The following is a 13,692-nucleotide window of genomic DNA, read 5'->3' on the forward strand; positions in this document are numbered from 1 at the left end:
CGCAGCTTGGGGGCGGTGGGGGGGCTGCTGGGGGGCTTTCTGGGGGTTCTGTGGGGGGGGCGGTATCGAGGAGAATGGCATCGCTGGGGGCGAAGTCTTGGGAGTCTTCGAGGTATTCTAACTCGCCAAAGTCTTCGGGGAGGGGGGCTGGGTCGCTGGGGGATTCTCCTGCCCATTGTAGCAGTTGAGGGCTGGGGGTGCCGCCGTGGGTGCGATCGCCTGCGAAAACCGCTTGTTGTGCTTGGTAGAAGTCCTGATACACGATGGGAGCAATGTCTAACACCGCGTCAGGATGGTAGCTGAGGGCGTTTAGGGTGGATTGGGCGATCGCACAAAATCCCGATAATCCCAAAGATTCTCCTAGTCCTAAAAAAACCTCGGCACTTTCTTCTAGAAACACTAACAAATGTTCGGAACTTTCGGGATTCTCCAGCATTTCTTTTAACTCACTCAGGCGCTGTTCTACCCCCATTTCAAAAATAGAACGAGTCAGATCAAACCCCATTTCAGAAGAGCTAGGAAGGGGGGCAGGATTTTCAAAACAGTCCCCCAATTTTTCTTGAAAACGAGCAAATAAATCCGCCGCCCGATTCAATAAATCATCAGTCTGACCATACTCATGGGCTAACTCAGCGGAGAGGGCTAAACGCAAACATTCGTAGCCCTCAAATAACATGGATTCTAACTCGGGATCGATCACCGCTTCCGGGGATAACATTGCTCGAAAAACATCTTCTAAGTTATGAGCAATGGTTTTAATCGTATCTTGACCCACATTGGCAGAAGCACCTTTAAGCGTGTGGGTTGCCCGCATTAAGCTATAAATTTGAGCCGTATCTTTTTCTGGATTTAAGTTAAATAATTGTCCCTCGATTTCTACGAGCAAATCTTGAGCTTCTGTGATAAAATACTGATAGCTTTCTGGATTACGAAGAACCGGACTTTGATTTCTAGAAGGAGGAGGGCTAGAAGGAGGGGAAGAAAGGGGAGAATTTAAATCAGGTGAATTTAAATTGGGTTGAATCTTTTCGGGAGTCGCTTGAGGAGAGGGGACAGCCGGGGAAAAATCACCTGTTTCGTCTTCTGTTACAGCCTCAATCGTGATTTCGGTCAATTCTGATTCAGGAGGTTTCCCCCCATCCTCTGCTGGGTGAATATTCCATAAACTGTCGGCAGAAGCCCGCACTTGTTGCCCGAGACTATCTCGGGTAAAATAATCCCAATCCCGGACGGATGACCAGATACCGCCTACAACTTGACCCGCTATTTTGCCCAAATCCCATTCTTTCATAATTATTTATGAATTGATTCTCATCGTCTCCTCTCCCTGAGCTTAACTGATTCAGTCACCACAGATCCGATCAGCCTTTACAGATTGTTACCATCAACAAATGGGAGCGCAAAAGGGAAATGGGGAACAGGGAACAAATCATCTAGAAAAAGTGTATCTCATCAGACTGGGAAATACTATAGCGTTTCCATTTGAGTTTTGTAATCCATAAGGGAACAGGGAACAGTATACAAGGGTTACAATAAGCTTGAAGTATTAGGCGAAACTTCTCTGAGAGTTCATCAATAATTTGGACACGCTATCTAAACAAATTGCAGGGAAGAAAAGGGAAAAGTTTCCCCCTTTCTTCCCTGATTCAGCTAAAATTCAGTTCTGAGTTTTAACTCCAAAACTCATCTAAGTTCACTTCAGCAATCTGTTTCTGCACCTCCTGAAAATAGCTACTTTCGGTTAACATTGCCACCTCTCGTTCTCGTTTTTTGTGGTCAATTTCAATTTGTAACTCTTGCAGTTGCCGCCGTAATTCCTCCTCCTGTCGCTTGCGGTCAGTAATATCTTGAACCATTCCTTCGTAATACAATACCTTGCCATCTTGATCCTTCACAACCCGAGCATCAATTTGAGTCCAGATAATACTCCCATTTTTGCAATAACACCGATATTCAAAATCTTTAATCGAGTCCTGCTTTTGCAATAAAGCGCGAAACTCTTGGCGTTTTTCTGGGTCAACATAAAGCTGTTCGCTGATGTTGGTAATACTGGTAATCATTTCCTCGGGAGATTCGTAGCCGTAAATTTTAGCTAGGGCTGGATTAGCATTGATAAAACGACCTTCGGGGGAGGACTGAAAAATCCCCTCTAAGGCGTTTTCAAAAATGCTACGGTAGTTTTCCTCGGCAATGCGTAGGGCTTCTTCGGCGCGTTTGCGGTCAGTAATATCCCGCACCATAATTAAAACCTCGTCTTCTGAGAGGACTAAAATCCGCACCTCTTCTTCCTGTGTTTCGCCATTAACGGTGATGCGATGCTCATAAACTTGCAATTCCCCAGTTGCTAAAGCCTGCTGAATATAGTGCATTCGCTTGTCGGCTAAATCTTGGGGAAGGGATTCATGGACGGTGCTTCCGGTGCTGAATTGCTTGACTCCGTGGACTCCCCGTAGGCGATCGCATCCTACAATCTCCACATAGGTCCCATCCCCTTTGGCGCGAATCATTAAATCCGGAATCGTGTTGACAATCGCCCGATTAGTGGCCTCACTTTGGCGCAGTGCATCAAAGGATTCTTTGAGTTGCCGTGCCATGGTGTTAAAAGAACTCGCCAAGCGGTCAATTTCAATGATAGAACTGGGTTTAACCTGTTGATTCAGTTTCCCTTGAGCTAATTTATCCGAGGCCTGGGAAACGCGCAAAATGGGACGACTGACCCAGCGCGAGGTGAAAACCCCCAACAGGATAGCCATTCCCAAGGCCAAGATACTTAAACCTAAGGTTTGCTGACGACTGGCGGTAATTTGCGCCATAAAGTCTGACTCGGGAATAGTCAAAACAACTAGCCAGTCTAGGTTTTCATCCTGAAAGGGGACAATCTGCACATATTGCCGTTCCCCCCTGAGATCAAACTCTAGGGACTGGATGCTTTCAATATTGCTCAGGTCAGTAAAATGCGCTTGCAAGTATTCAGCCGTGCCGCGAATGGTTTTATTTTCGCTCTCGGTGGCCAGAATGCGATCGCTCTCTTCCCCCTCTCCTGTAATTGTCGGTTCCGTCGTGGAAGTTGCCACCACTTTCCCGGAACGCTCAACAATAAAAGCCGTGCCTGTTTTGCCAATTTCTAAACCTTGCAGGAAATTGTTCAACTCTTGGGGGAGAAAAAAGTCAGTCCCACACACCCCCATGAATTCACTCTCAGCTACACCATAGACCGGAGCGCTGGCGGTAACAGTGGGTAAAAGGGTAGAAAAGGAGAGATAAATGGGACTCCACATCACCTTTCCCTCCGCCTGGGCCGCCTTATACCAAGGCCGTGAACGAGGATCATAGCGCCGATCTAAACTCCCCACTTGTTCAGCGCGATTGCCGCGACGATTAAAGGCGAAATCTTGGCGCATAAACTCCGTGTCGGCGTTGCTATAGACAAACGTCAGCTTAGACCGATCTTCTTGGGACAAACGACCGACCCCGAAAAAACTGCCTTGTTCATCTCCACAATAGACGTAACTCAAACTCGGATACAGTTGCATTTGTTGCCATAATTGATGCTCTCCTTGGGGATTACTGACAGAAATATCCCCATGAGCAAAAGCATTGGCATTCAGACGATTAATCGTGTGAGGAATCTCCGTATAAGAAGATAATTTCTCAGTAATACGGTTCGTTAACTCTGTCCGTAATTGATCTGCAACATCATTAACAGCTTGTTCACCACTCCGATAAGCGATCCATCCCACTAGGCCAACGGCTGCAATAATTTGCAATAGAAACGGGATTAGAAGGGTTGTCCGCAGGCGAAATCGACGCACTGGGGTGTTGTTTTGATGGATCATTGTTCGGTTCTCGCTAAATGGCAACAAGAGAATTGTTTCTCAATATTTCAATGGCATTTGAGGAATGTTACCAGTCGTTGATACCCTCTCCTCCAGCAATCCATTCCTCTAAATTGCGATCGCTTTTAGCTGCATTAAACAAATGCAGACCAAAATCCCGAGAGAGATCCTCACAGACCTTAATTCCTCGTACACTATTCCCCTTAACATCCAAAGGAGGGGAAAAAGTACCAATCCCCAATTTTCCTGGCACAAGGGAGACAATCCCCCCACCGACACCGCTTTTAGCAGGCATTCCCACTCGATAGGCCCACTCCCCCGATGCGTCATACATTCCACAGGTGAGCATCACACTAATCACATCCTGCACATAGCGTTCATCGAGAGCGCGTTCCCTCGTCACGGGATTCACTCCCCCATTAGCTAGGGTAGCGGCAATCATCGCTAAATCCCGCGCATTGACCAAAATCGAACATTGTTGAAAATAGAGGTCTAAAGTCTCCTCAATTTTGTCGCTAATCATGCCAAAATTGAGCATTAAATAGGCCATCGCTCGATTCCGATTTCCCGTCGCTTTTTCCGACAAAAAAACAGGGACATTGATATCATGTTCCCGGCCTGTATAGCGTCTGAACATTTCCAACAGCCGTTTTAGCCGTTCTGTGCTACCATTGCCCTTAATCAGGTCCGCCGTTGCGATCGCCCCAGCATTGACCATCGGGTTATAAGGACGGTTCGTCACCTCATCCAAAACAATCGCATTAAACGCTTCCCCCGTTGGCTCAACACTCACCTTGCTATTCACATAATCTCGCCCACAATCTTCTAACGCTAACCCAAAAACAAAAGGCTTAGAAATAGATTGAATCGTGAACAATTGATCACAATTCCCCACCTCAAAAACCTGTCCATCCCTGCTAACCACACAGACCCCAAACCAGTCCGCTTTAGCTAATGCCAATTCAGGAATATAATCAGCCACTTTCCCATCATTCAAGGATTTATATTTTTCATACAAATCATTGAGATAGCCCCGAAAGGGAGACGTTACCGCACTGATAGAACTAGCTAAGGATTGCAAATCTCCTAAATCTGACATCCTCTTTACCCCTCTATAAGCTGTTGCGCCACCTTAGCGAATTCTTGGCTCACTGGATGTTCAGGATACTTAACACAAAATACCCCCTCACTCGCCAGTTGAACGATATCTTCAGACAGGGGAAATACACCCGCCACCGTTTCAGAGTAAGTTTCCTCAACCTTTTGTTTTAAAGCCTCTAAATTCAGCTTACTATGGGCCTTATTAACAGCTAAAAGCATCTTGCGCACATTTAACTGACGCGCCACATCCACCGTCACCGCCGTTCCTTGATAATCTTGTTTATCCGGGCGTAAAATCAAAATCAAAATATGAGAAATGGCAATGGAAAGAAAGGTTTCCTTTGATAACCCGGGATGAGTATCAATGAACAAATAATCTAACTCTAGGGTTTTCACCAAACGGCGAAACCCATCATTCATCAACTTGACATCATAACCATTTTTCAAAATGCGAGCGATATCATCCGCTTTCACACTAGACGGCACCAGATACAGTTTCCCATTCCCTGTTAAGCCCACATTCGCACTCACATCATAGGCCGCATCTTCAATACCACTTTCCCCCCATAAATAATTATTGAGGGTTTTATCCATTTGTTCCGGTTCAAGACAGAACAAGTTATGAATCCCCGGAGAAGGAACATCCGTGTCCACAACACCCACCCGGTAGCCCTTCGCGGCTACAGTAGTGGAAAGATTGGCCGTAAAGTTAGATTTACCTGTTCCCCCCCGGTAGGAGTGAATAGAAATGACTTTTGGCATGGTTTTTAATTAAGTCTCAGTAGGTCTACAATTCAAGAGAGAACCGTAAGGATTCAGCCATTCTTAGATAATCTCTCTAAACCCCCTCAATATAAGGAAATTTTTGCAATTTTTCCTCAATCAAAGAAAATTGTCCTGATTTTACCGCTTGGCATTAGTCTAGCGTCTCCGATTAAAGGGGACTCAGAGGGGATTTCCGACTATGCTGAACCTTTACGGGAGAAGTATCCAGCACTAAGGATGCAAGCTTATAGTGTACGCTTCCTGCTTTAACTAGGATCTGCTGAAAAAGCCCAACGCTAGACTCAACAAGGGAATAGGGAATAGGGAATAGGGAATAGGTAATAGGGAATTTCTCCCCTGCTCCCCTGCTCCCCTGCTCCTCTGCTCCCCCTCTCCCGATTCGCGACTCCCTGAGTTATTCAGCAAGCCCTAACTACTGATGCCTCTAGGTTTCTAACCTTGCAAGGTCTTACTCAGCACCCACAGGCAAAAGCCCGGCATCCCAAGGCTTGTACAATATTAAGGGATACTGGATTTTTGTGCTACTGAATACTGCCGTATTTTTAAGGCTAGTAACTGTTAAGTTGCGATTCATCCTGTCGTCAACCTTCCATTCGGCAATTACGCGGCACTTTTCAACCATCAATTGGAAAATACTATTTTATGTTTATGGAGTAGTTAATTTTGGACACAACTTCATTTTCCCGATTCCCGATTAAACAGTTGCACCCTTGGTTAAAATTCCTCCCCCTCCTCACCCTGCTAACTAGCTGTGCCAGTTATCCCAAAGTGCTAAATTTCCCCTACGATACGGGGGGACGAGGCCTCAATAGTCCCAATTCTGAACTCACCCCCCACATTGCCTCGGAATATATTGTTTTTACCTCAGACCGCAACCGTTCCCAAGATGTGTATTTATTTGATGCTAGTAGACGGCAACTGGTGGAACTTCCGGGACTCAATGCCTTAGATGCAACGGCTTCTGACCCGGCGATTTCCGAAGATGGGCGCTATATTGTCTATGCGTCCAGTCGTTTGGGACGGTCCGATATTTATTTATACGACCGAGAAACGGGACTCAATCGCAATCTAACGGAAGGATTACAGGCCCAAGTGCGACACCCTACGATTAACGGAGATGGGTCAATTATCGCTTTTGAGGCCAATAAAGATGGACAATGGGATATTTTAGTTTATGACGCTTCAGGTCAGCCTCTGCGTTAAATTGAGCTTGTTCCTGCTCTTGCTGGGGGGGTGTGGGAGGAGTTTGTGGGTGAGTCCTCAAATTCCCACCGGGGGATTGAATAGTCAAGCGCCGGAAGAGTACCCCAGTTATAGTGGCGATGGGCGTTTTCTGGCTTTTGCGTCGGAACGTAATGGCCACCGGGATATTTTTCTGTATGATCTACAAAATCGGACTCTTGTTACCCTACCTAATTTAAACCGTCGGGACTCGTCCCAAGACCAACCCGCGTTAAGTCAGGATGGGCGTTTTTTGGCTTATATTTCCACGGAACGGGGGAGGAGTGATGTTTTTGTGTATGATCGGCAAACGGGGCGATCGCAACTGCTCACAGCCAACTCCAGAGGCAGCGTCCGTCATCCCACTATTACCGGAGATGGTCGTCAAATTGCCTTCCAAACCAGTGAACTCGGACAGTGGAATATTGCCATTGTAGAAAATAACGGCGCACCTTGAATCAATCTTTAATTCTCAAGACTTCAGTTCAAAAATTAACCGTTTCTCTCCTATTTTTTTTCTCTAATTCAGCCTAAATAAACTCAATTTTAATCCATGATGAATTCCTTTTTAATCACCACTCTTTTTCTCCTTTCTACTCCATCTCACCCGGGGCTAATGGGAGAAATCCCTGTTCAGCTTGAAGCACAAACGCCAAATTATCTCAGCCAAACATCTCAATCTATCAACTTTGAGCGACATTTTCAAGACCTTAACGTTGAAGGGTCAATTTTGATTTATGACTCCAAAAATAATCGCTATTTTCAACATAATCCCCAACGCAATGCTACTCCTTTCCCCACCGCATCCACCTTTAAAATTCTCAATTCCTTAATTGCCTTAGAAACAGGGGTCATTGCCGATGATTTAGCCCTATTAACCTGGGATGGGATTGAACGAACACTGCCCCAATGGAATCGGGATCTAAACCTGCGAGAAGCCTTTAAAATATCAGGGGTTTGGTTCTATCAAGTTTTAGCTCGACGGGTGGGTTATGAACGGATGCAAAACTGGATTAATCAAATTGAATATGGCAATCAAAATATAGGTCGTCCAGATGATATTGACCAATTTTGGTTAGAAGGACAGTTACAAGTCACTCCTCAACAACAAGTTGACTTTTTACGTCGTTTTTATAACAATCAATTGCCTTTTGCCCCTCGCTCAGTTAATCTGGTGAAAGACATTATGATTATGGAAAAAACGCCAACCTATACCCTTTCTGGAAAAACAGGTTGGTTCGGGTTTGGGAATCCTAATGTTGTCAATATTGGCTGGTATGTGGGATATCTGGAAACCTCAGATAATGTTTACTTTTTCGCCACTAATATTGAGATGAAACAAGAAAAAGATGCAGTTGCACGTCTTGAATTAACTCGTCGCTGTCTCAAGGATTTAGCCGCGTTCTAGGGATTCAGTCCCTTGAGCTAACTATCCCATCCCCGGTAATAAATTCTTCTTCAAGACCTGTATCACCCGATCCGTCACGTCAGAGTAGGTCAAATGACCTGCTAAAATGCGACTCATTAACAGAGCCGCCGTGGGACGTTTCAGTGCTACCTTATAGGCAATTTTGGGGAACTTATAGAATAACCCCGATAATTTTTGAGCTAAAGCCATATTATTCCCCCATTCTTCTTGAATAACTTGGCTATAGTTAGCCAGGGCGTTACTCTCTCCGGTGAGGGCGGCGGAAATGGCTTCGGCCGCTTTCATACCACTGTAGAGGGCGGGGCGGATACCTTCGGCAATCAGGGGATCGACTAATCCAGCGGCTTCTCCGGCCAGGAGGGCGTTTTGGCTGTGGAGGGTTTTAGATTCAGACCAGATCATTAGAGGATAATCATGGGCTTGGTGGGGGCCATCCTGCAAGCCCAACTCTTGAATATATTCGGTGATGGCAAATTGGAGGTCTTGGGGTTTATTTTTTCCGGCGATCGCACAGGCACTGACCACATAACTTTCCGCCTTGGGGAATGACCAGATGAAGCCATTTTTAATCGAACCGAAATCAAACTGAGCGATCGCCGAATCTGCCGGAGGACACCCCACTTCCACCATTGCCGCCGCCACCGTCTTCGCTTCCGGGAAGCCCAACAGCTTGGCACAAACCCCTTTTACCCCATCAGCGCCAATCAAATAAGTTCCTTCCACTGTCCCCTGATTCGTCGTCACTTGCCAACGAGAACCATCAAAACTCAGCCCTGTGACTGTTGTTCCATCTTGAATTTTCGCCCCTTCCGTTTCCGCCTGTTGGAGCAAAAAATGGTCAAAGGCATCTCGTTTGACCATCCACATCGGTTCCGTTTTCAACTGAGAAGACACCGGATCATCAAACTGCCAAGTGTAGCGAACCTGAGTCACCTGAGCCGTAATCACCGGAGCAAAATCAAAATCAAACCACTGGGCAACGGCTGGAGACACCCCGCCCCCACATGGCTTAAACCGGGGTAAGGTTGCCTTTTCTAACAACAAGACGGAGTGACCCCGTTTCGCCAAATGATAAGCCGCCGCGCCCCCGGCCGGACCTCCACCAACAATAATACAGTCAACCATGTTTATCCTTTGTTCAGGGTCTAGTTACATTGATTTAGCCGTCTGAAGGGGGACAGATTTACCCCATGACCAACAAGTTAAGTCCTTTGCCCTTTGGTTAGGGTTCATATCCAACAAAAGGCAAACAGGATTAACTTTTGCCCATCCCCGCTCTTGCCTAGACGGGGCTTTCCTGCTCCCGCATTCAGGGGTAACAATTGGGTCGATTCTAGCTAAATCGTCATAATATCCTTCTCTTTGACCTTTAACAAATCATCCACCTTAGCGGTGTACTTATCCGTTAGCTTTTGAATCTCCTCCTGTAAGTCCCGAGATTCATCTTCCGATAAATCATGGCTTTTTTCTTGTTTGCGCACCGAGTCGATCCCATCCCGGCGAATATTCCGGATAGCCACCTTGCCCTCTTCGGCCAATTTACCCGCTTGTTTCACTAATTCCTGACGGCGCTCACTGGTCAGGGGAGGAATATTTAAGCGAATCACCTGGCCATCATTGTTGGGAGTTAAGCCCAAATCTGACATATTAATCGCCTTTTCAATCGCGGCCATGCTGCCCTTATCGTAGGGCTGAATCAAGATAGTTGTGGCTTCTGGGGTGCTAATATTCGCGAGGGCTTTCAGGGGAGTTTCTGCCCCGTAATACTCCACCGTAATCCGGTCGAGTAAACTCGCATTAGCCCGTCCCGTGCGAATGGTATTAAACGCTCGTTGAGTAGCCTCAATCGTTTTAACCATTAAATTTTCGACTTCAGTTAATTTCACAGAAACCTCCTACTATAGTCCCAATGTTTTCACCTTTGACGGACCGAACAATATTGCCGGGAACCGATAGATTGAAAACCACAATGGGGATATTGTTTTCTTTACAGAGGGCGATCGCCGTGCCATCCATTACCCTTAAATCATTACTGAGAACATGACTATAGGTGAGGCTGGTATAGCGTTTGGCTTCGGGATTGACATGGGGATCCGAATCATAGACTCCATCCACCTTGGTGGCTTTAAAAATTACCTCCGCGTCAATTTCGGCGGCTCGTAAGGCTGCCGTGGTATCAGTGGTAAAAAAGGGATTCCCGGATCCCGCGCCAAAAATCACTACTCGCCCATATTCGAGATGGCGAATGGCACGCCGTCGGATATAGGGTTCTGCCACTTCCTGCATCGCGATCGCCGTTTGTACCCGAGTCGCAATACCAATCTGTTCTAGGGCATCCTGTAACGTGATAGCATTCATCACCGTTGCAATCATGCCTACATAATCGGCTGTTGCCCGATCCATCCCGGCGGATGCGGCTTTCACCCCTCGGAAGATGTTCCCACCTCCCACTACAATGGCGACTTGTACGCCAATTTTGACCACTTCTGAGATTTCTTGAGCGATATCTGCAACCACCTTTGGATCGATCCCGTACCCCAGATCCCCCATTAAGGCTTCACCACTCAATTTAAGTAAAACCCGCCGATAAGTCATCGGTTCTCTGCAACTCGCTATATATACTTGCCTCAATTACGATAGCAGGTTTTTGTCCCCTGTTCGGTATCTTCCGGGGGGAGTTCACCTCTTAGACTTCTCGCCATTTCAGGGAGCAGCCCATCGCTTCGGTGAATTCCGGCGCGATCGCCTCTCCCCGCAACAAATGTTGAATATTCTCTCGTAAATAAGCCTCCGTCACCTTTTCGGCAGATTCTGCATAGTTATCAATCGCCCCTTGATAACGAATTCTGCCCGCCGCATCCACCAGAAACACCTCCGGAGTTTTCGTCGCCCCGAAGGCCAGGGCCACATCCTGACTAGGATCTCGTAAATAGGGAAAATTTAGCCCCTGTTGGGCGGCAAACTGTTTCATGTGTTCAAAGCTATCTTCTGGCACTTGGGCGGCATCATTGGCATTAATCCCCATCAAGGTAAATCCTTGCTGCCCAAACTCCGCCTGAATTTGTTTTAACCGTTCGAGATACAAGCGCACAAAGGGGCAATGATTACACATAAACACCACCCCCACCCCTTTCAACTGCTCGCGATAACGAGTCAGGTGATACACTTCCCCATCAATGCCCGGCAGTTCAAAATCTGGGGCATATTGACCAATCATTCCCATTGGTGTTTCTGTGACCATGCTGGATTCACCTCAATAGCATTTTATATCCACGTTAAAGACCCGCGAATTCTCCCCATGATAGGGATTAACCCACCGTTTCCCCTGACTCACGCTTCTGATTTAACTCATCTTGTAGCATATCCTCGTAGATGGCGGGTAAATGACGACTCATGGAATTCGTTTCAATGCCATAGCCTAAACTCGTCCAAGTCCCTGATAAAAGGCGCAAAACCTGCTCAATTTTGCCCTCTCGTAGCAGTTTAGCAATATCTGTCCCTCCCCAAGCATGAGGATCACTTAACCACTGGTAAACCACTGCATCTTGATATTGGGGTTCAAAACTGTAGTTTTTCCAAACTAAAAAGCCCGACGGTTCGGGATGATATCGTTCTGCTTTTTCGTACCAAGTGATATTAATAAACTGGTAACGCCCTGCGGCTGTGGTACAGTTGCCCACATTGGGACCGACCACAATCGGAACACAGCGCTCAGGATGACGGCTCAGGTCTTGAATATGCTCTCCCCCATACAATACGGTATAGGGATGAGTGACATTGGCTTCACTGGCTGTAATCGTGCGCATTAATGCCCGAATATAGGGATCTCCCCCTTCCATCACAAGAGGTTGAGTTCCCCGTCTGTTACTCGGAGCAACAGAATGGGGTGTAGGTTCAGGTTGGAGAATAAACACAGCAAACAATAATCCGGCAAGTCCCAGAAAGTTTCCCACCAGGATTAAAGGGTTGGTTATATATTTGGGCATAGGATGGACTGAATTCATGAAAACTCAATTCCTCAAACAACACGGCTAAACAATTGCTCCCAATTTTGGGCTGGTGCGTCAGCTTGAGTAATGATTTCTACAATCTTCTGACGCGCTTTTTCTGAAAAAAGAGCTTCTACGGCTACCTCAGCGACTTTTCGCCGGGGAATCCGCCCCTCAAACAGGGTGTCGGCGGTTTCCATGATTAGACTTTCGGAGGTGTCATAATCCAACAGTCCTCCCGGTCGCACTATAGTATAAGGGATCTGACTTTGTTGTAAGGCTTCCTCGGCCAATTTTTTCCAGTACAACACTAACCAGAATAGGTTTAGGGGGTGAAAAAATTGGGAGACACAGAGGGAAGATACCAGCACAAAGTGATCTAGTTTTTGGCGTTCGGCAACGGTGATCAGGTTTTTTGTGCCTTCGTAGTCCACCCGATAGGGTTGGGTAAAGTCTAGGGAGGGGGTGGCTCCCGTGGCACAGAGGAGAACATTACAGGAGGCGATCGCCTTTTCCCAAGTTTCAGGCCGCAACACATCCCCCACCACCAATTCCACCGAACTAGGGAGCAACTGTTTCCCTTTCTCTAAACTCCGCACCAAGGCCACCACGGGAATTTCTTTTTCCGTTAAAACTTCTACAATCTGTTTTCCCGTTCGTCCGGTTGCTCCGGCCACAAAAGCTTTTATCGTCATATATTACTTAGCAATTTTTGATTCTGTTAACAATTTACCAAGATCCGTCTCAATGTTGCGCCTATACTGCTTTGGCGGTGTAGGTAATAGGCTTGCTGTACGCGAAGCGTGCCGTTAGTCATATAACTCTACTCGTGGGGCTAGAGAATAGGGAATAGGTAATAGGTGATAGGTAATAGGTAATTGTTCCCCCTCTCCCCTGCTCCCCTGCTCCCCCTCTCCCCGACTCCCGACTCTCCGAGTTATTCAGCCAGCCCTAATATAGTCTCGGGTTAGCACTGACACCCCCACCTCGCCCAAGAGGTGGGGTGAGCTTCATGGGTTGAGCTAAAATCACCAAAAGAATGGGTCTGAAGCCCCGTCGTTCACGACGGCTTTCACCTTGGTGAGCTATAATCGTCTCATGAACCAAGTCCTAACCATAGTTTGTAAGCTCAACCCAACACCAGAGCAAGCTCAAAAGCTTGATAAAACCCTGGTGGCTTTCGGGTCTGCCTGCAACTATGCCAACGAGGTTGTTAATCCCAAGATTAAAAACAAGAATCGGATCCAGGCGGAAGTCTATAAAACGATTCGGGAAGAATTTAATCTGACAGCAAACCTAGCGGTTAGAGTTTGTGCCAGGGTAGCGGCGA

Annotated in this window: 13 protein-coding genes and 1 pseudogene; 4 read left to right on the forward strand and 10 right to left on the reverse strand. The window is 46.8% G+C overall.

From position 1 onward, the window contains the following. From K4A83_RS18805 to K4A83_RS18820, 4 genes are all read right to left on the reverse strand, one after another. Positions 1-1,291 (reverse strand): Hpt domain-containing protein (locus K4A83_RS18805; protein WP_265266212.1); only part of this gene is annotated, 1,291 nt, incomplete at its 3' end. Between the two features lie 379 nt (positions 1,292-1,670). Next, entirely contained in the window at positions 1,671-3,836 is a 2,166-nt protein-coding gene (locus K4A83_RS18810; RefSeq protein WP_265266214.1) for a PAS domain S-box protein, read from the reverse strand. Positions 3,837-3,903: 67 nt separating this feature from the next. Beyond that, complete coding sequence (gene glsA, locus K4A83_RS18815; RefSeq protein ID WP_265266215.1) at positions 3,904-4,935, reverse strand: glutaminase A; 1,032 nt, start codon at positions 4,933-4,935, stop codon at positions 3,904-3,906. Positions 4,936-4,940: 5 nt separating this feature from the next. After that, a complete protein-coding gene (locus K4A83_RS18820; protein WP_265266216.1) occupies positions 4,941-5,699 on the reverse strand; it encodes a MinD/ParA family ATP-binding protein in 759 nt (252 codons plus the stop codon). 726 nt (positions 5,700-6,425) lie between these two features. On the opposite strand from K4A83_RS18820, the gene K4A83_RS18825 reads away from it, so the two are divergent. From K4A83_RS18825 to blaOXA, 3 genes are all read left to right on the forward strand, one after another. Next, positions 6,426-6,926 (forward strand): TolB family protein, encoded by a 501-nt coding sequence (locus K4A83_RS18825; RefSeq protein ID WP_407810138.1) that lies wholly within the window; start codon positions 6,426-6,428, stop codon positions 6,924-6,926. Positions 6,927-6,975: 49 nt separating this feature from the next. Continuing rightward, positions 6,976-7,401: a TolB family protein gene (locus K4A83_RS18830; protein WP_265266218.1), complete on the forward strand. Its 426-nt coding sequence runs from the start codon at positions 6,976-6,978 to the stop codon at positions 7,399-7,401. 159 nt (positions 7,402-7,560) lie between these two features. Beyond that, entirely contained in the window at positions 7,561-8,352 is a 792-nt protein-coding gene (gene blaOXA / locus K4A83_RS18835; protein ID WP_407810139.1) for a class D beta-lactamase, read from the forward strand. A gap of 21 nt (positions 8,353-8,373) precedes the next feature. Here blaOXA and K4A83_RS18840 read toward each other — a convergent pair whose 3' ends face one another. The 6 genes from K4A83_RS18840 to K4A83_RS18865 all read right to left on the reverse strand — a co-directional run bounded on the left by K4A83_RS18840 (position 8,374) and on the right by K4A83_RS18865 (position 13,051). Further along, complete coding sequence (locus tag K4A83_RS18840; protein WP_265266220.1) at positions 8,374-9,498, reverse strand: geranylgeranyl reductase family protein; 1,125 nt, start codon at positions 9,496-9,498, stop codon at positions 8,374-8,376. A gap of 212 nt (positions 9,499-9,710) precedes the next feature. Next, positions 9,711-10,232: a ribosome recycling factor gene (gene frr, locus K4A83_RS18845; protein WP_407810141.1), complete on the reverse strand. Its 522-nt coding sequence runs from the start codon at positions 10,230-10,232 to the stop codon at positions 9,711-9,713. 13 nt (positions 10,233-10,245) lie between these two features. Then, positions 10,246-10,968 (reverse strand): UMP kinase, encoded by a 723-nt coding sequence (pyrH, locus tag K4A83_RS18850; RefSeq protein WP_017306786.1) that lies wholly within the window; start codon positions 10,966-10,968, stop codon positions 10,246-10,248. 91 nt (positions 10,969-11,059) lie between these two features. Continuing rightward, on the reverse strand, positions 11,060-11,614 hold the full coding sequence (locus K4A83_RS18855) for a thioredoxin family protein (RefSeq protein ID WP_265266222.1): 555 nt from the start codon (positions 11,612-11,614) through the stop codon (positions 11,060-11,062). A gap of 67 nt (positions 11,615-11,681) precedes the next feature. Next, positions 11,682-12,359 carry a glycoside hydrolase family 24 protein gene (locus K4A83_RS18860; protein ID WP_407810137.1) on the reverse strand — a complete coding sequence of 226 codons (678 nt, stop codon included), beginning with the start codon at positions 12,357-12,359 and terminating at the stop codon, positions 11,682-11,684. 32 nt (positions 12,360-12,391) lie between these two features. Next, positions 12,392-13,051: an SDR family oxidoreductase gene (locus K4A83_RS18865; RefSeq protein WP_407810142.1), complete on the reverse strand. Its 660-nt coding sequence runs from the start codon at positions 13,049-13,051 to the stop codon at positions 12,392-12,394. A 409-nt stretch (positions 13,052-13,460) separates the two neighbouring features. Between K4A83_RS18865 and K4A83_RS18870 the strand changes: the two are divergent. Further along, positions 13,461-13,692 (forward strand): annotated as a pseudogene (locus K4A83_RS18870) (RNA-guided endonuclease InsQ/TnpB family protein); the annotation flags it as partial.

Source organism: Spirulina subsalsa FACHB-351 (genome assembly GCF_026130165.1).
GTDB lineage: Bacteria > Cyanobacteriota > Cyanobacteriia > Cyanobacteriales > Spirulinaceae > Spirulina_A > Spirulina_A subsalsa_A.